Here is a 19,126-nt window from a genome sequence, read left to right as displayed (position 1 = left end):
ACCACGCTGGGCACCAAGGAATCCGAGCAGATGATCGACGGGCTGGAAGGCCTGCGGTATGAAAGCTTCATGCTCCACTACAACTTCCCGCCCTATTCGGTTGGTGAAGTTGGCCGTTTCGGCGCTCCGGGCCGTCGCGAAGTGGGCCATGGCAAGCTGGCATGGCGCGCGCTGCACCCCGTGCTGCCGAGCAAGGACGAGTTCCCCTACACGATCCGCGTTCTGTCGGACATCACCGAGTCGAACGGTTCGTCTTCGATGGCCACCGTTTGCGGCGGCTGCCTTTCGATGATGGATGCAGGCGTTCCGGTGAAGCGTCCGGTTTCGGGCATCGCCATGGGCCTTATTCTTGAAGGCAAGAACTTTGCCGTCCTGTCGGACATCCTGGGCGATGAAGATCACCTTGGCGACATGGACTTCAAGGTTGCCGGTACGTCTGAAGGCATCACCACGATGCAGATGGACATCAAGGTTGCCGGGATCACGCGCGAAATCTTCGAAGTTGCCCTGCGGCAGGCTTCGGAAGGCCGCGCGCACATCCTTGGTGAAATGACCAAGGCTCTGGGCGAATCGCGTACCGAGCTTTCGGCGCACGCTCCGCGTATCGAGACGCTGCAGATCGACAAATCGAAGATCCGCGACATCATCGGCACCGGCGGCAAGGTGATCCGCGAAATCGTGGCCACCACCGGTGCGAAGGTCGACATCGACGACGAAGGTCTGATCAAGATCTCGTCTTCCGACCTGACCCAGATCGAAGCTGCGCGCCAGTGGATCCTCGGCATTGTCGAGGAAGCTGAACCGGGCAAGATCTACAAGGGCAAGGTCGTCAACATCGTTGATTTCGGCGCCTTCGTGAACTTCATGGGCGGCAAGGACGGTCTCGTCCACGTGTCCGAAATGAAGAACGACGTGGTGAAGGAAGGCCAGGACGTTTACGTCAAGGTCCTCGAAATCGACCAGCGCGGCAAGGTTCGCCTGTCGATGCGCGTTGTCGATCAGGAAACCGGTGCTGAACTGGAAGATACCCGTCCGCCGCGCGAGCCCAAGGGCGATCGCCCGGACCGTGGTGATCGTGGCGACCGTCGTGGTCCCGGTGGCGGCCGTGGTGGTGACCGCGGTCCGCGTGGCGGTGGAGACCGTGGTCCCCGTCGTGAAGGCGGCGATCGTCCGCGCCGTGACCGTGAGGACGGTCCTGCTCCCGATCACATGCCTGCGTTCCTCAAGTCTGACGACTGAGGTTCAGCGCAAGCTGCAAAATGAACGAGGCCCCGCCGCAAGGTGGGGCCTTTTTCGTTGCCATCGCGCCGTTTCGGGTCCACAGCGGCGCTATCGGTGGAACGACCATTGTAGGCACCACCGGCTGAGAGACACCATGCGCTCCCGCTTACGCAGTGGGAAGCAGACGTTGATCATCCGGCGCGCATTCCCTTTATCTGTGTTCGCTCATGTGTGAGGCTGTGGCCCGCGCATTTGCCTATCGTTCCAGCAAGGAGTGCCGCCCATGAGCCGCGCAATGAACCTCAATCTTCCCGAAGCCACTGTCCGCTCGCGTTGCGAAGCGGCGGGCGTATCGATCAGCGCGCTGGAAGTGCTGCCTTCGGGTGGAAGCCGTTTGGTCTGCACACGCGAAGAAGGCGCTGACGAAATGCGCATCAAGCTGCGCACGAGCATTATCGACGGCAAGGTTGCGCGTTTTGCCTTCCAGCGTGCGCAGAATTCTCAGTACAACTGAACGTTCAGGCTGCATCCAGCAGGGGCGGGGTGCTGCTTCCGGCAAGCAGGATCTGGTTTCGGCCAGACTGCTTGGCGGCATAGAGCGCTTCGTCGGCCGCGCGCAGAGCTTTGCTCTTGCCAGTATAAGCAAAAATGTCGGCAATGCCGCCCGAGAACGTGATGCGCCCGAACGGCATGTCCGTGGAACGGTTGACGAGGCGACGTTCAGCAAGTTCCTCACGCGCGTAATCGAGCCGGTCCCACGCTTTTTCGGGGCTTAGGGCGCGGAACAGGACGGCGAATTCCTCGCCGCCATGCCGCGCTACGTGGCAGCGCGCGTCGGAGATGCGGCTGAGTGTTTCCGCGACGACCTTGAGCACGCGATCCCCGGCGGCGTGGCCGTGGGTGTCGTTGATGCGCTTGAAATGGTCGATGTCGACAAAGGCGACGCAAAGGGATTCGCCCGCAGCCTGCGCGACGGCGACTTCCTTGTCGAGCATGGCTTCGAAGGCACGGCGATTGGGCAGGCCGGTGAGGTGATCCTCGTCGGCAACACGCCTTGCTTCGTCGAGGCTGTTCTGGAGTGCCATGGCGCGTTCTTCGGATTCGTTGAGGTTGTGTTCGATCTCGCGCGTGCGATGCATCATGGCCTTTGCCAGCGCGGCCAGTTCGGTGATGACCACGCCTGCGCGGCTGACTTGTTCCAGATCATCAACATGCTGCTGCAAGGCCGCGCCATATTCACTGGTGGCTGTGCGCGCGCTGCTGGTGGTCTTTGCAAAATCGTTCAGGCTTTCTTCAAGCCGCGACATCAGTGCGACGAGTTGTTCGGCGGTGCCATCGCCTTTTTCCTCGCGCATGACTTGTTCTAGCCAAGGCAAGGTGATTGCCTTGCCTTCCTCGGTCCGTTCAAGGATCAACTGGGCAAGGCGGGGGTTGGCGCCGGTGACGCAATCGTAAGCGATCTCCAACGTCCACGGCATGACTTCAAGATCGTGGTCGATCAGGAAATCAGCGACCTTGCCAAGCAGGCGGCGTTTGGCCGGTAGCCAGATTTCACGCGCGCTGGGATCTCGGAAGTTGGCAATCTCTGACGGTGCCGAATCCTCGGCCTGATCGTCTTCGCCGGAAATTCCGAGCCATTTGAGCAAGCGGGACCGGGATCCGCGCGCGGAGGGATCGTGTGTCATGTTCCCTAGAACGGCAAGTGCCGCGTGATGTTAACCACGCGGCACTGCGGAATTTGGTGAATTCTGCGCTTTTCAGCGTGCGTGTTGGCTTACCGCACTCTGGGGCCGCCAAAGGGCATCGGCGGGGGAGGGCGGCGATGGCCACGTGGCAACTGCGCCTGATAGGCGCGACCGCAATGCTCGACGCAATAGGGGAAACCGGGGTTCACCTTGTCACCGCAGAAGTGGAAGTCCGGCTCACCCGGATGGCCCATCGGCCAGCGGCAGATGCGATCGTTGAGATCGAGCAGGCCGGTCTTGTCAGCAATTTCAGGGCTGGGGCGCGCAGGAACAAGGCGACGCGGCGGGGCAGGCGGAATCGGTGCCTGCTGATCGCCGGGGCCTTGACGCAGGAAGCCGCCGGGGCCGACCGAAACGATGCGTGGCTGCGGGGGAGCAACCGGCGCATCGGAAACGGGCTTAGCTTCAGCGGGAACTGGCGCAGGGGCTGGAGCGCGTGGAGCAGGCGGGGGCGGAGCGACAGGTGCGGGGCGCGGAGCTGCGATCCGGGGCTCCGCCACGGGCGGTGGCGGCGGGGCCGGCTTGGGCGCCTTGGGAGCAGGCGTTGCCGTCTCGCTCTTGTCGTTTGCCTTCACGGGGGAAGGGCGCGCCTTCAGGCCCAGGCGATGCGCCTTTCCGATCACTGCATTGCGGCTGACTCCACCGAGTTCCTCGGCGATCTGGCTGGCGGTGGACCCACCCTCCCACATCTTGGTCAGCTTCTCGATCCGCTCTCCCGCAACACCGGAACCTTCACCCCGCCCGGGCAACCGGTGTTTCGTGGCTTCAACAGGTTGGGGCTGTGGACCCTCTATATGAAGGAGGTTCGCCGTTTCTTCAAGGTGCAGACCCAGACGATCTGGGCACCGGCGGTAACGACGCTGCTTTATCTGATGATATTCACGCTGGCGCTCGGTGGCGGCGCCAATGGCGAGCGCCAGGTGTTGGGCGTGAACTTTGCCAGCTTCGTGGCGCCGGGACTGATCGCGATGGGGATGATCAACAATTCTTTTGCCAATTCCAGCTTCAGTATGCTGGGCGGCAAGATCCAGGGCACCATCGTCGACTACCTGATGCCGCCGATCTCTACCGGAGAACTGATGCTGGCATTGGTGGGGGCAGCAGTGACGCGAGCGGTGCTGGTGGGGCTGGCTGTGGCCGGAGCTATGCTGCTGTGGCCGGGCGTCTCGCTGGGTATCGCGCATCTGTGGGCAGTCGTCTGGTTCGGGCTGATGGGGGCGATTCTGCTGGCGCTGATCGGTGTGCTGACTTCGGTCTGGGCGGAAAAGTTCGATCACAACGCGGCGGTGACAAATTTCGTGATTACGCCGCTGTCGATGCTTTCGGGCACGTTCTACGTGATCGACAATCTGGCCCCGGCGTTCCAGACGGTGAGCCGGTTGAACCCGATCTTCTATGTGATATCGGGCTTCCGCTTCGGCTTTCTGGGGCGCAGCGACATCGGAAGCACCAACATGGCGGTCCTGCACGGCGCGATTGGACTGGGCGTGCTGAACCTGGCTTTGGGAGCAGGGCTTTACATGGTCCTGCGGTCTGGCTGGAAGCTCAAGAACTGAGCGGGGAGGGCCCCGTTCAGTTCAATGTGAAAGGCTGCGGCGCAGGCGATAGCGACCATTGCGGTAGCCTTCGAACATCTCATCCAGCGAGGGATGATCGATCGGTCCCGATTCGGCATCGGCGAGCAGATTCTGCTGGCTGACATAGGCGACGTAGCTGCTCTCATCATTCTCGGCGAGGAGGTGATAGAACGGCTGTTCGCGTGGAGGGCGGATGTCTTCGGGAATGGAATCGTACCATTCCTCGCTATTTGCGAAGACCGGATCGATATCGAACACAACGCCGCGGAAGCCGAACATGCGATGGCGAACGACATCGCCAATCGAAAAGCGTGCCGAAGAAACGGGAGGGGCCGAAATATCGCGCCCGGCCTGTGGCGAAAAGAAGCTCGCGCGGTCCATCTACGCAATATAGGCAGATGGTGCGCCGCAAACAAGTTGCCTGCCGAGAAAGGTTGCTACCCACAGGACAGTGTGGAAAACTTGCACTGCTTTTCGCTTGGCAAGCCCGATGTCATGCGCTAACGGCGCGCTTCCTCGACCGGGATAAGCCCTTTGCGGCCCCCTGATTGGCACCATATGGAGAGGTGGCAGAGTGGTCGAATGCGCTGCACTCGAAATGCAGTGTACGGGCAACCGTACCGTGGGTTCGAATCCCACCCTCTCCGCCAAGAAATTTTTATACTGACATGTGAAAGTATAAAAATTTCTGCACCGAGCCCTGCGGAGGCGAACCACAGCAACCTGTTAATTGTTGTTGCCCGCTAGGGAAATTATTCTTCGTGATACTGAAGCTCAACCATCATTTCGGGGTATTATGCTGCCCAGAATGTGGCGAAATTTCAGCTGTTTGAAGCTCGCACCAAGCTCCAATTGTCATATTTCGTAATTATTTCAGATAGTAATATCGCAGACGCACAGACCTCATAGGCGCGGCCCGACGCATCAAAGGGGTCGAACGTGAAGTCAACTTTTTCCAAATCCATCTGCATTGGCCTGATCTGCTCGATCAGCACATTGGCATCGGTTGCGGCCAGCGCTGCCGAAAGCGAACCAGCGCAGGATTCGGCTCAGGCCCCAGCGGCTGAAAGCGAAGAGCCTGAAAACCAGGAGCAGATCGTTGTCACGGGATCGGCGCGTGAACAGCGTCGTTTTGACGTGTCCTATGCCGTCAACGCGCTGTCGCAGGACGATGTGCTGAAGCTTGCGCCGAAGAACTACGCCGAACTGCTGGGCAACGTTCCGGGCATCCACATCGAAGCGACCGGCGGCGAAGTGCAGAACATCACCCGCGTGCGTGGTATCCCGACCGACCGTGGCTACCTGATCTTCCAGCAGGACGGTCTGCCGCTCTATCATGAGATCGACGGCTTCTTCTTCAACTCGGGCGAAGGCATGAACCGCTTCGACCTGATGACCGAGCGCGTTGAAGTGGTGCGCGGTGGTCCGGCACCGATCTATGCCAGCAACGCTGCTGCGATCGCCAACAACATCACTGTGACCGGTGGCGAAGAGCCACGTGGCCGCGCGCAAGTTACGCTGGGCGATACCGGCCTCTATCGCCTCGATCTGATGCAATCAGGAAAGCTGGCGGAAAACACCTATTTCGCCATCGGCGGCTTCCTGCGCCAGCACGACGGCTATCGCGACAACGGCTTTCCCAACGACAAGGGTGGCCAGATCCGCGCAAACCTGAAGCACAATCTCGACAATGGCTTCGTCAAGCTTTCGGTCACTTATGTGAACGACAAGAACCTGTTCTATCTGCCGATCCCGGTATCGGATCCGCGCAACCCATCGGTTTCGCTCAATCCGTTCATCGACTATTTCACCGGCACGATGAATTCGCCTTCGCTGCGCGGGCTGAACATTTCCTATCGCAACGGCAATGGCCAGACTGAAACCCTTGCCCGCGATCTGGCCAATGGCCGTCATATGCGCTTTGGCAATGTCGGTCTGGAATATCAGGGCGATTTCGGCGGCTATCTGGTTTCGGCCAAGCTGGGCCTGACCACCGGCAAGAACAGCTTTGACGCGTTCTATTCAACCACCAACCCGGTTGCAGGAACCAGCTTTGCCAACAGCTATCTGGCCGCTGCCAACACCGCATTCGGCACTGCCACCAATCCGGTCACGCGCATCGGCTATGCCATCGGCGGCACGAACGGCGCGACCGTCTATGATCCGAACTCGGCATCGGGTCTGGTCATGTCGGGCCAGTATCGCGCGGTCGAAGCCAAGTTCCATTCGACGCAGGCGGACCTGAGCGTCACCAAGGAATTCGAAACCGGCTTTGGCAAGCATGACGTCAAGGTTGGCGTCTATGGCTCGATCTACGGCACGTCGGCGTTCCTGGCCTATCAGGACATGCTGATCGAAGTGGCGGGCAAGCCGCGCACGCTCGATCTGGTGGCCTACAATGCGGCAGGCCAGATCCTTGGCTATGTGACCGACAACGGCACGCTGCGCGCAACCACGACACTGACCAACGGTGACAGCGACGGCAAGGTCATCTCGCTCTATGCCAACGACACATGGGAAATCACGCCGGGTCTGCGTCTGGATGCCGGTATCCGCAAGGAATGGTACGAGCTTTCGGGCTATACCGAACTGACCGCTGGCGGCATCAATCTGGGCAAGCCGGGCACGCTGGCCGATGACAACACGCGCGGCTTTACCGGGCAGCGCGTCACCAACCTGCTCAAGCCCACCGCTACCAACTGGACCGTTGGCCTCAGCTACGATTTCTCGCCCAGCTTCGGTGCCTATGGCCGTGTGTCGAACCTGCAGGTGCCACCGGGCGCAGGTGTGACGCTCAATGCTGTGCCCAATATCGTCAAGACTCAGGCGCGCCAGTATGAAGCCGGGATCAAGGCCGATTTCGGGCGGTCCTACATCTACCTGACCGGGTTCTACACCGACTTTAACCCGTTCAACGCCTCGTTCGTGGCTTTCAACCCCACGACCGGACGCAACGATCAGGTGGTGCCATTCGTCGGTGAAGCAGTGGCCAAGGGCATCGAAATGGACGGCAAGTTTGCACCGGTTGACTGGTTCGACCTTGCAGCTTCGATCACCGTGGCCGATCCGCAGTATCGCAATCTGGAAAACAGCGCCGGCGCTGACCCCAGCGCGGTGAACGGCAACCAGATCATCCGCGAGCCGAAGCTGTTCGGCAACGTCCGTCCGACCTTCTCGTTCGACATGGGTGGCAGCCGCCTTGAAGTGCAGGGCCGGTTTGACTTCGTCGGCGAGCGCTTCGTCGATCTGTTCAACCGTACACGGCTGCCAGCATACCAGACGTTCGGTGCCAACATCGCGCTGACCACGGGCGACTGGCGCTTCCAGGTGGTGGGTGACAACCTGACCAACGCCGAGGGGCTGACCGAAGGCAATCCGCGCACCGATCAGCTTTCCGGGCAGGACGCATCCGATGCGATCTATGGCCGTCCGCTGTTTGGCCGGAACTTCCGCCTGATCATCAGCCGCAGCTGGTAATCGGTTCATGCGCAAGATGTTTGCCCGCAGGCTAGCTCTGGCCAAGGTCTCGTCTGCGGCGATCATTGCTGCGGCTTCCATCATGACGATGGGGGCCGCAGCCGCGCCTGCCGATATGAATGCCGGGACAGGTGCATCGCCACCTGATCCGCGCATCAATGAAATGCAGGTGATCGGCACGCATAATAGCTATGCCATCCCCGCCGATCCGCGCGTCATGGCCATTATGGCCCCGCGCATTGCCGCGCTGACCGGCGCGATGCTGGAGCGGCTCAATTCCGAACAGCGTGCTGCACTGGCCGAAGAGCATCCTTCGGGCATCAGTGATTTCAGAACCACGCTCGATTACGTTCAGATGCCGATTGAGGCGCAATTGCGCAGCGGTGCGCGCAGTCTGGAATTCGATCTGCATCCAGATCCAGCGGGCGGGCTCTATGCCGATCCGCTGCCCTACCAGATGCTGCGCAAGGCGGGGGAGGGGGACCTTGCCCCGATCCACACCGAGGCGCTGCGGCAGCCCGGCATGAAAGTGCAGCACGTGGCCGATGTGGATTTCCGCAGCCAGTGCCCGGCGCTGCGTGACTGCCTGATGATCTTGCGGCAGTGGTCGGACGCCAATCCGGCGCATAGCCCGGTGTTCATTCTGCTGGAGCCCAAGCAGGGCGGGCTGGCGCGCGCCTTTCCGGGGGCTGCGCAGGTGCCGCCGTTCGACGCTGCGGCCTTTGCCGAAGTGGACCGGGCGATTCTGGACGTTCTGGGCAAGGACAAGGTGTTCACGCCCGACCAGTTGCGCAGCGACCATCCCACGCTGGAAGCGGCGGCCAAGGCGGGTGCATGGCCCCGGCTTTCGCAGGCAGGCGGCAAGTTCGTGTTTCTCTATCTGGTGCCCGGCCTCGATTTCGCGCGGTTTGCGCCGTACCTTGATGGCACACCATCGTTGCAGGGCCGCGCGGCCTTTGTGCAGGGCCTGCCGGGCATGGCCCACACCGCGTTCGTGCTGGTCGACAATGCGCTGGTGAAGCCCGAGCGCATTCCTGCGCTGGTCCGGCAGGGTTATCTCGTGCGCACCCGCGCCGATATCGATACCGATGAGGCGCGCCGCAACGATCCGCGCCGCCGTGATCAGGCGCTGGCCAGCGGGGCGCAGATCATTTCGACAGACTATCTGACCGCGCGCAATGTTCACGGTAATGACTATCACGTGCCCCCGTTTGCGGATGGGTGGCGATGCAATCCGGTGGCCGGCACATGCCGGGCCAAGGAGAATGGCAAATGAAACGCGTTTTTGCGATGACAGCTGCACTGTTGCTGGTTGCAGCCCCAATGCCAGCAAGCGCACAGGACCCGGCAGGCTACACTGCGCCCTTTGCCGACAAGCTGGAGACGCGGCTGTTCCCGATGCCTGCAATGATCCGCGCGGCGGCGGGGTGGCCTGCTGCGCTTGCCGCTGATCCGGCGCTGGCCAAGCTGGCGGCTGAGCGTAGCGCGCGCGTGCCGGCCACGGATTGCAAGCCTGCGCCGCAGTGCCTTGCCGATGCGTGGCTTTGGACCGGGGCCGATATCGCCACGGTCGAGGCGAGCCTGCGCGCGCTGGTGCGGGAACCGCGCCTTGCCCGCTCGCTGGTGACCGATCAGATGCGCCGCTCGGGCCGCTTTGCCCGCCATGCTGCGCTGGCCGATGCCGATTTTCTCGCCGCTGCCTGGCGCGAGACGGCTGGTGGCATGAACACGGTCATCGCGGTCTATGCCAAGGGCCAGCCGCCGCGCTATCCCAAGATCGACGCGTACATTTTCGACACGGCCAACCCTGAGTACGCCAAGGTTCTGGCCGCCCACGGCGTGGCCGCTGCCAGCATGGCGAGCAAAAGCGACACAATGTTCGACCCACCAACGCGCTATGCGACCGGCCTGCTTGGCATGAACGAGCGGGTTGAGGGCGGGGCGTTCAGGCCGTTGCTGGGCGAAGACAATGCCGCCGCCGTTGCTGCCGTTCAAAAAGCTGCGTGGAAGGACTTTCCCTATCCCGCGCTGCTGGTGTTCGGCCACGGCCCGGAAGATGCGCAATCGCGCACGGGCGTGATGGGCCACATCCGCATGGGCATTGCTGCTTCGATGTTCCGGCGCGGGCTTGCACCGTTCATCGTGGTGTCGGGTGGCAACGTGCATCCCAACCGTACGCCCTTCAACGAAGCGGTGGAGATGAAGCGCGTGCTGATCGAGCAGCACGGCATCCCGGCGGACCGCATCCTGATGGAGCCGCACGCGCGCCACACCACCACCAATCTGCGCAACTGCGCGCGGTTGCTGCTGGCGGCAGGGTTCCCGGCGGATCGTCCTTCGCTGATCGTATCGGATCACATGACGATCAAGTACATCGCCAGCCCCCTGCTGGCACAGCGCAGCCTTGCCGAGATGGGCGTGAAACCCGGCAAGATCGCACCGGGTCCCGATCAGTTCACCGTGCTGTTTACGCCCGATCCGGTGGCGTTCCATGTCGAACCGCTGGACCCGCTGGACCCGTGAACATTCTGCACAAGCTTACCAGCGCAGTGGCTGTTGTTTTGTTCGCGTTCGGCCAACCCGCTGCGGCGCAGAGCGAGCCGGGCAGGGCCGTCAATCCTTTCGTGGGAACGCTGGCCGATTTCGGCCAGTTGAGCCCGGCGGCAGTGGCGCCTTATGGCATGGTCCAGCTAGGCCCGGATACGACACCGGCCAATCACGCGGGCTATGATTTTGCCGCTACGACGCTGGACGGATTTTCCCACACGCGCGGCGTTGGCGTGGGTTGCGGCGGGGCGGGCGGCGATGTGCGGGCGACGCTGGTCTATGCCGGTGAGCCTTCAGCGCAGACCATCGACAAGCGCAGCGAGCGCGCGCACGCAGGCTACTACCGCGTCAGCTACGGGCCGGGTATCCTTGCTGAAATGACCGCCACACGCGGCAGCGGCGCACTCCGGTTCCGCCTGCCGCGCACGGGCCGCATTCAGCTTTCGGTCGATTTCACCCGCAATTATTCAAAGCACAGGGCCGCGCAGTGGACCGGTGAGAGCGACGGTGAACTGCGCGCAAGTTTCTCCGCCGGGACGGTTTGCGATGTCGGGCGGTACTATCTCCATTCGGCATCGCGCCTGCTGCACAATGGCAAGGCGATTGCTGCCCGGTGGGAGGGTGACCGGACCAGTCAGGCCGTATTGCTTCTCGATGTGCGGGCTGGTGATGTGGTGGAATTGCGCACCGGCCTGTCGTCGGTAGATGCGGCGGCGGCGGCGGTCGTGCGCGATGCAGAACTGGGGCAGCGGCCTTTTGCCACGCTGGCCCGCCAGACGCTCGACGAATGGAACCGTGAACTTTCGCGGATTACGATCACCGGCACGCGCGAGGAACAGGCCTTGTTCCACACCGCGCTGTACCGGGTGATGCAGACACCTGTGGCGATTGGCGATCCCGATGGCCGGTATCGTGGCAGCGACGGCAAAGTGGCGCAGCTTGCCCCCGGCGAACAGCACTACACCAGTTGGGCGATGTGGGACAATTATCGCACGCAAATGCCGCTGATCGCGCTGATCGATCCGGCGCGCGCACAAGACATCGGCAAGTCGCTGGTGCGGCTCTACGCCACCGGCAAGCGGCGCTGGGCGACCCCGACCGAGCCGTTCCTGACCGTGCGCACCGAACATGCCGGAATCGCGCTGCTCGATTTCTACCGCAAGGGCATCACCGGGTTCGATGCGCGCGCCGCGCTTTCAGGCATGGTGGCGGAAAGCCCCACCCTTGCCCGCGCCACGCCCGACGAGCAGATCGAGGCCGCCTATGACGACTGGGCGATTGCCGAACTGGCGGACGATCTTGGGGAAGCAGACCTCGCCGCGCGCCATCGCCAGCAGGCGCTAAGCTATCGCGCGATGTGGCTGGCCACGTTCGACCGGCTTGGCTCCGATGCCGATGTGGTCAAGGCGCGCGGGCTCTATCAGGGCACGCTGGCGCAATATCGCTGGGCGCCGGTGTTCGATCTGCCCTGGCTGAAGGCCACGATGGGCCCCCGGTTCGAGACCGAACTGGCAGCCTTCTTTGCCGACAACCTGTTCAACATGACCAACCAGCCCGATATGCATGTGCCCTATATTCTGGCGTGGGCGGGCAACCCGGCGGCGACCGATGCCATCGTTGGCAAATACCTGCGCCAACCGATGGAGCACCGCTATACCAATGCGGGCGTGCGGCCAGAGCCGTGGATTGGCCGCAGCTTTTCGCTGTCGCCGCAGGGCTTTGCCGATGGGATGGACGACGATGCCGGGTCTATGACCGGTTGGTACGTGTGGTCAGTGCTGGGCCTGTACCCGCTCATGCCCGGTTTACCGCAATATGTCGTCTCGCGGTCGCATATGCAGCAGGCTGTGATCCGGCCATCAAAGGGCGTCAGGATTGTCGTGAGCAGGGCAGCCGATGGCCAGATGCTGGTCAATGGTCGCAAGGTTGTTGGCTCCAGCCTGCCGCACTCACAACTCTATCTGTACAGCGCCTCAACTTCGCGCGAGGCTTCCGTTCGTAGCCCCATTCGCTGGGCACATGGATCGCGGCCGTCTGCCAGGTAGCAGGATCAAGCACCAGCCCGTCGAACCTGATCTCAAGATCAAAACCGGACGGCGTCGTCATGCAAAAGCTAGCGACCAGAATGCAAAAGCTAGCGACCAGATCAGTTGGTCATTCGTTTGCCCACGATTGCACCCAGTTCGTCGATGTTGGTCGGTTTCCACAGGACTGGGATTTGCGACGACGACATGGTTTGGAGTGTTTCGGGCGAGCCGTCGCCGGTGATGAATACGGCTGCGATGCCCGGCCATTTGCGAACGGCAAGTGCTACGGCAGCATCGCCGTGCTGACCATCGGCCAGATGCCAGTCGGATATGATCAGATCGGCCGGCGAGCCCTCAAGCGCTTCAAGTTCGCGCAAGGTTCCGACCGCGCGAACTTCAGCGGCGATCAGGCCGAGCAGGGTGGCGAGGGCTGTGCGAGCCCCTTCATCGTCATCGATCACGATGATCCGTAGATTGGCAAGGGCCTTGCGCCCTATCGCTTGTGCAATGCGCGAGGAACTTTTCGGGCGCACTTCAGCCAGCAGTGGCAGATCGATGAAAATTGCAGCGCCGCTTGTCCAGCGTAGATCAAGCTCAAGACTGCCGCCGACAAGCCGGGCCATTTCGCGCGACACGGCCAGGCCAAGCCCCATGCCTTGGGCCTTGCCGCGTGCGACTGCGCCCTGCATATAAGGCTGGAAACATGCGTCGGCATTTTCGTCGAAGCCCACTCCATCATCGATCACATAAAGCCTCACCCTGTTGCCCATCCGGCGGGTAAGGATGAGCAGCCGTTCCCCTTGTGCATGGGTACAGGCATTGTGCAGCAGGTTGCGCAAGATGCGAGAGAGCAGGTGCGGGTCGGTTCGCACCCGATATGATCCGCCAAAGGCTTGCAACCGTATCCCGGCGTTGCGGGCAATCACTTCATGTTCGGCGGCCAGCGTTGAGATCAGCGGGCCTAGATCAACCGCACAGATCGCCGTTGGCATCGTGCCGCTTTCCAGCCTGAGGTGTTCTAACATCCGATCCAGCAATGCGTTGGCTTCTTGAAATGCCTGTCGCACGCCATCTTCGGCACGAGCCCGCAAATGTGCTTTGGGGTTCATCGATAGTTGCTGGAAGAACAGCATTGCTGCTTGCAGCGGCTGGCGCAAATCGTGGCTCGCCGCCGCAATGAACGTCGTGCGATCATCGCGCGCCTTTTGTGCCTGTCCCAAGGCCACTACCAGTTCGGCAGATGCTTCTTCGGCCTTCAGCCTTGATTGAATCGCGCTGCGCACCGCATATTTCAATGTCAGTGCAACGCCGATCATCAGTGCGCCATATGCGATCAGAAATACGGCCAGCGAAACCGCGTAACTTGAATCGCTTTGCAAAAAGAACAGCGCGGTCGATCCGAAAATGGCTACCACGCCGAACGATATGTTGGCAATCGCTTCTGCCGTTGAAATAACCTGAGCGCTGATGGTTGCGCAAAAGAACACGACCATCAGCAATTGCAACTGCTCGCTGATATGCGGAAAGAACAGCCAGACCGTGGAAGCCACGGCGAGATCGAACAGCGCAGTCACTACTGACCCGACCCGCGCCCAAACCGTGGCGATTTCCAGATCGTCCGGGCGCCGGATCAGGACAATTCCTGGCACAAGAAACAGCATGAAGATGACAAGGCCCATGGACCATGTCCAAGCCATCAAGTTTGCAGTCGGCACGATCGGCTTGAACAACAGATGGACGTAAACAAATGTGCCAGCGATCAGGAAAGTCATCAGCCCGGCAAGCGTAAATTCGATGCGCGATTCTGCGGCGCGAATGCGTTGATATTCGTTGGCTTGCCTTGGCTTGCCTGTTTCCGGCCCCGTCATGCGTTATCCTCCGCCGCAGGACTTGTGGCTTGCGTTGATGTTTAGCGCAACTACCCCGGCCAAGTGGCTAACCCGGATCGATCAGACCCAAGCCTCGCGCACGGGCGGCAGCTTCGATCCGGTTGGACACGCCAAGCAGCGCAATGACGTGGGCCACGTGCGCCTTCACGGTGGCCGGTGAAATTGCCAGTTCGCGCGCAATTTCCTTATTGGATCGTCCGGCAGAGACTTGCTGCAGGACCATGATCTGCCGCTCGGTCAACGTGCCGTACATGGCTTCGGAAGTGTGCGCGACCGGCGTGGCAGCCGCACCCACGGTGCTGGATGTAGGGTGGGTTGCTTTGGCATTGCGCATTGCCAGTTCACCAATGCCACTGGGTAAATAGACCCCGCCCGCCAGGACGAGGCGCACCACAGCTTCAACGACTTGCGGCGTAGAAGACTTGGGCAGAAATCCATGCATTTCCAGATCCAGCGCCATCATTAGGTCCGCCTCTTGTGCCGACCCTGAAAACAACAGGAAACGGGCCTGAGGCAATGCTGCCTGCAATGCCTTTATCCCTGCGCGCGCATCTTCACCTGGGATATGAATATCGAGTAGGCACAGTCCAATATCGGGCTGTTCTGCGGCCATTGCCCTGGCCTGCTGATAGTCATGCGTGATATGGATCGTAGCATCGAATGTGCCCTCAATCATCATCGCGATGGCTGATGCAACAATCGGATGATCGTCGCACACCAACACTTTCACGACATTCTCCCACACCTGCACCAAAAGCCTATGCCCGCAATGCCGGAAAAACAAGGTTCTTGCACTGGCCAAGGGCGTTAGCCACCGCTTCGGCTAGGCCATCTGGCTAGACCACCTGGCCGATGCGCCTGTGCTCCCCATCGCTCAAAAGACGTCGGAATATAACTGCATAGCGGGCTGGCTGACCACAAGCTGGCCGGTTTTCCGTGGGGGATTGCCGCAATTTCGGTTCCGGCAATGCAGGTAACAGGGGAACGTCACCATGAACACGCGCGCAAAGCCAATCACAAAGCCCGCCGCTCATGAGCGTCATCGTGCTGGGCGGCGTGTGATCGGCGTGCTTCTGACGGGAAGTGCACTTACCCTGCCACATTTGGTGCTGGCGCAATCTGCAACATGGAACGGCAATACCAGCAGTGATTTCGGCACGGCGGAAAACTGGAACACCGGCGTGGTGCCCAACAATGCCAATATCGCAACGCTTGATAGCGCCGCTGTGCCCAACCAGCCGACGATCACCACTTCTCAATCGGTGGCCCAAACCAATGTTTCGGCCGGAACGCTGACTGTCAATTCGGCGCTATCTTCGCCGACGACTACCGTTAGCGCCACTGGAACCTTGGTGGTCGGCGCTGAGGGGACCCTGACAGGCAATCTGGACACTACCGGCGCTGGCACCGCCAGCAATGCGGGGACCATCAATGGAGCCGTCACTCATCGCGGCGCAGCCTTCGCCAACAGCGGCTTGATTTCCGGCCTTGTGGAGAACAGTGCCACATTCAGTTCCACTGGCGCGATCAATGGGGGACTGAACAATCTGGTCGGTAGCACCGCTACGGTGTCGGGCACGCTAAACGGTGCCATCACCAGTTCCGGCGCACTCATCATCAACGGCGATCTGATGAGCAGCAGCACGCTATCCAATGCGGGTGGCGGGACGGTTGTCATCAATGCCGGGGCAGATTTGTCCAGCATGGGCACTGTATCCAACACTTCAAGCGCAGCGGATGGCATCTTGATCAACGGCTCGCTGACATTGGCTCCCAACGCGGCTTACAGGGTGCAGCAAGCGGCGTCGACGCGGGTTGCAGTCGGTGGGACGCTCTCGCTTGCCAATCTGGCGGCTACCGGCAACGATGATCGACTGGTACTGAATTCCAATGCGCGATTCCTAAACCAGGGAACAGTAAATGCCAGCTTGACCGGCGTCGTCGGGAGTTCTGGGGCAAACACTGTAAACGACGGTATATGGAATGGTGGATTTGTCGTGGGACAAAATATCACTGTCACCAACAATGGAACGTGGAACCTTGTTGACTTGATTGGTTTTTTTGATGGAAGTATCATTGGAAACTTCAACAACAATGGAGCTATTACTGGAGGTATCGTTTCAACAAGTGGTCCGAATGCAAGATTTTTGAACCTTGGTACGGTCGATACGACAAGCATCGCGGGCGAAAGCGCAATTACGACCGGCGGCACACTGGACAATCAGGCCAACTGGATCGGTTCAATCCGACTAAGCAGCAGGACAACACCTTCCTCGGCCACCTTGACCAACAGTGGCACTATTACCGGTGCTGTGCTGAACCGTAGTGGCGGAACCCTCGTTTCGACAGGCGTGATCACCGCTGGTCTTGATAACGAAGGCACCGCAACGGTGCGTGGTACGTTGAACGGGCCAATCAGCACGCTGGCTGGAACGCTGAATGTAAACGGCGCGCTATCCAGCAACGGAGCGTTGGACAATTCAGGCACTGGCCGGATCGTGGTTGAATCCGGCGCGGTTTGGGACGGGTTGACCTCAATCAGCAATGCAGCACGTATCGACAATCGCGGCACGATTGTGGGCAGGATCATCAACAGCGACGCAGGCGATCTTACGTCATCCGGCACAATCACAGCTGGGCTGGAAAACGCCGGCAATGCAGGGATTGGAGGCACGATCAGCGGGCCGATCGACAACACCTCAGGCACACTCGGTATCAATGGCACTGCCGTCAGCGATGGGGCGCTGACCAATTCCGGCGATGGAGTTGTCAACGTCACGCTTGGCGCGTCATGGACCGGACTGATCGGGATCGAGAACCGTAGCACTGCGGCTGCAGGCGTCGTCATCGTGGGCGACATGACCACGGGCGGCACGTTTCGAACTTCCAGCAATGTCGCAGGCAATCCGCCTGCCGTGGTGGATGTAAATGGCGGAACGTTGACTATCCTTTCGGGTGGGCAACTCATCATTGGCGATACGATCAGCCCGTTTGGCGTAGTCACGCCGGGCAGTGGTATCGTCCGGGTCAGCCGGAACGCAGCATTTGAAAGCAATGGCACGCTGGACGTGCAGGGCACGCTGTCCATCGGCGCAGCTTTTCAGGCCACCGGCCTGCTCGAAGTCACCAATGGCAGCCTTGCACGGGCGGCTTCGCTCTGCCTCGGTTGCGGCAACGCCAATTTTGCCGGAACAGGTGAACTGATCGTCGATGGCAGCAACGGCACCGCTTCGCGCTTCGAATTCACGTCCGTAAATGGGCAACTGGCGGTCGGCAATGGATCGCAGGGCGGCGGCGTGGGCAATATCATCGTCCGCAACGGGGGAAGCTGGGCGAGGACTGTGACGTCGACTTTCGGCATGGGGATCGCGAGCGGTTCTTCACTGCTTGTGACAGGATTCGATTCCCGCTTCGATCTGCAATCACCACTCAACCTTGGTGGTTCTGCCACTATTACCAACAACGCTATCGCGTCTGTCGCTTCAATCGAACAGTCCGGCGGGTCGCTGACGGTGACCGATGGTGCGCGGCTCAACATGACCGGCGTGCAGTCGAACGCTTTTGCGGAACAGGCCAGCGTGCTGATTTCGGGAGAAGGTACCGAAGTCAATTCGACAGGAGCCTTGTCGATCAACGCCAATAATCCGGGCGCGCTTGATTTCGTAGTTACCGACAATGCAGTTTTCAACGTGACTTCGGCCTCATCAAGCGGGCTTTCCTTCGGTGGGGAGCGGCGCTTGGCGGTGCGGAACGGCGCAACCCTCAACATGACCGGCGGCCTGTTGATGAACCGCGGCGTGCTTGAAGTAACCGACGCGACCGTAGACTTTGGTACCGGTCAACTGACAATGGGCAGCCTCTTTGGCGGTAACCGGCTGACTCTCATCAATTCGGATTTCACCGCTGGCAGCATTGGCAGCGGTCTGGCCGAAAACGAGATCAATCTTGGCGGGACAGTGGACAGCGAACCGGGCGCAGTCGGGGCATTCAATGTTGCACAACTCAGCCTGTTCAACACCCAGTTCGTGATCAACCACACCGCGACCGATTTCGTCCTGCCCAGCCGCATCGACGGTTCAACCAACGATGCGTCGGCCAGTGTGATCCGGCACCTTGCCGGGACGACGACGATGACAGGCGTCACACCCGGGGGTGGAGCGGGGCTTTATCAGGGGCGTACGCTGGTCAAAGGCGGCACGCTGCGGGTAAACGGCAATTTCGGCGCCGCTACCCACATCATGACTGTGTCGAACGGCGCAACGCTGGGCGGCACTGGGCGCATCGGTGGAACTGTGTCCATCGCCGATGCCACCCTCGCGCCGGGCAATAGCCCCGGTAACCTCACCTTCGGGAACGATCTTGTGCTGGGCGCAGACAGCATTTTGGCCTTTGAACTCGGCGCGCCGGGTGACGTGGCCGGGGTAAATAGCGATGTGGTGACGGTGGGTGGGAACCTCACGCTGGATGGCACGCTCAACGTGATAGATGCAGGCGGCTTTGGAGAGGGCCTGTATCGTCTCTTCAACTATGGCGGCGCGTTGACCGACAACGTCCTATGTTGGGAAAGCGTAGCGGGAAAATGCCAGCAGGTCTCGTTGCGCCGAAGGTGATCGGCGCTGGTGATTTTATGATCCAGATGGCTT

13 protein-coding genes and 1 tRNA gene are annotated in these 19,126 nt (G+C 60.8%); 9 read left to right on the top strand and 5 right to left on the bottom strand.

The features are described from left to right. A partial coding sequence (pnp, locus tag B7X90_RS14140; RefSeq protein ID WP_292625435.1) for a polyribonucleotide nucleotidyltransferase occupies positions 1-1,239 on the top strand: 1,239 nt, incomplete at its 5' end. 265 nt (positions 1,240-1,504) lie between these two features. Then, positions 1,505-1,735, top strand: a complete 231-nt coding sequence (locus B7X90_RS14135) for a hypothetical protein (protein WP_292625433.1) — start codon at positions 1,505-1,507, stop codon at positions 1,733-1,735. 4 nt (positions 1,736-1,739) lie between these two features. Here the strand turns inward: B7X90_RS14135 and B7X90_RS14130 are convergent, their stop codons facing one another. Next, positions 1,740-2,906 (bottom strand): GGDEF domain-containing protein, encoded by a 1,167-nt coding sequence (locus tag B7X90_RS14130; protein ID WP_292625431.1) that lies wholly within the window; start codon positions 2,904-2,906, stop codon positions 1,740-1,742. 89 nt (positions 2,907-2,995) lie between these two features. Beyond that, positions 2,996-3,655: a GcrA family cell cycle regulator gene (locus B7X90_RS14125; RefSeq protein WP_292625437.1), complete on the bottom strand. Its 660-nt coding sequence runs from the start codon at positions 3,653-3,655 to the stop codon at positions 2,996-2,998. A 63-nt stretch (positions 3,656-3,718) separates the two neighbouring features. Here B7X90_RS14125 and B7X90_RS14120 point away from each other — a divergent pair, with 63 nt between their 5' ends. Further along, complete coding sequence (locus tag B7X90_RS14120; RefSeq protein WP_292625428.1) at positions 3,719-4,522, top strand: ABC transporter permease; 804 nt, start codon at positions 3,719-3,721, stop codon at positions 4,520-4,522. A gap of 21 nt (positions 4,523-4,543) precedes the next feature. Here B7X90_RS14120 and hspQ read toward each other — a convergent pair whose 3' ends face one another. After that, a complete protein-coding gene (gene hspQ / locus B7X90_RS14115) occupies positions 4,544-4,924 on the bottom strand; it encodes a heat shock protein HspQ (protein ID WP_292625426.1) in 381 nt (126 codons plus the stop codon). Positions 4,925-5,103: 179 nt separating this feature from the next. On the opposite strand from hspQ, the gene B7X90_RS14110 reads away from it, so the two are divergent. From B7X90_RS14110 to B7X90_RS14090, 5 genes are all read left to right on the top strand, one after another. After that, a tRNA-Ser gene (locus B7X90_RS14110) sits at positions 5,104-5,193 on the top strand. 289 nt (positions 5,194-5,482) lie between these two features. After that, positions 5,483-8,020 carry a TonB-dependent receptor gene (locus B7X90_RS14105; RefSeq protein WP_292625424.1) on the top strand — a complete coding sequence of 846 codons (2,538 nt, stop codon included), beginning with the start codon at positions 5,483-5,485 and terminating at the stop codon, positions 8,018-8,020. Positions 8,021-8,027: 7 nt separating this feature from the next. Beyond that, on the top strand, positions 8,028-9,296 hold the full coding sequence (locus B7X90_RS14100) for a Ca2+-dependent phosphoinositide-specific phospholipase C (RefSeq protein ID WP_292625422.1): 1,269 nt from the start codon (positions 8,028-8,030) through the stop codon (positions 9,294-9,296). Continuing rightward, positions 9,293-10,543, top strand: coding sequence for a YdcF family protein (locus B7X90_RS14095; protein ID WP_292625420.1), 1,251 nt, complete (start codon positions 9,293-9,295; stop codon positions 10,541-10,543). The genes B7X90_RS14100 and B7X90_RS14095 overlap by 4 nt, the downstream gene beginning before the upstream one ends. A gap of 26 nt (positions 10,544-10,569) precedes the next feature. Then, positions 10,570-12,612, top strand: coding sequence for a glycoside hydrolase domain-containing protein (locus B7X90_RS14090; RefSeq protein ID WP_292625418.1), 2,043 nt, complete (start codon positions 10,570-10,572; stop codon positions 12,610-12,612). 101 nt (positions 12,613-12,713) lie between these two features. Here B7X90_RS14090 and B7X90_RS14085 read toward each other — a convergent pair whose 3' ends face one another. Together B7X90_RS14085 and B7X90_RS14080 are read right to left on the bottom strand one after the other, a co-directional pair. Beyond that, a complete protein-coding gene (locus B7X90_RS14085; RefSeq protein ID WP_292625416.1) occupies positions 12,714-14,462 on the bottom strand; it encodes an ATP-binding protein in 1,749 nt (582 codons plus the stop codon). A 67-nt stretch (positions 14,463-14,529) separates the two neighbouring features. Further along, complete coding sequence (locus tag B7X90_RS14080; protein ID WP_292625414.1) at positions 14,530-15,213, bottom strand: response regulator transcription factor; 684 nt, start codon at positions 15,211-15,213, stop codon at positions 14,530-14,532. Positions 15,214-15,475: 262 nt separating this feature from the next. On the opposite strand from B7X90_RS14080, the gene B7X90_RS14075 reads away from it, so the two are divergent. Next, complete coding sequence (locus B7X90_RS14075; protein WP_292625412.1) at positions 15,476-19,093, top strand: hypothetical protein; 3,618 nt, start codon at positions 15,476-15,478, stop codon at positions 19,091-19,093. Positions 19,094-19,126 lie beyond the last annotated feature (33 nt).

This window comes from Novosphingobium sp. 17-62-19 (genome assembly GCF_002256775.1).
Lineage (GTDB): Bacteria > Pseudomonadota > Alphaproteobacteria > Sphingomonadales > Sphingomonadaceae > Novosphingobium.
The sequence above is the reverse complement of the archived record's forward strand: the minus strand, read 5'-3'. Positions and strand labels throughout refer to the sequence as shown.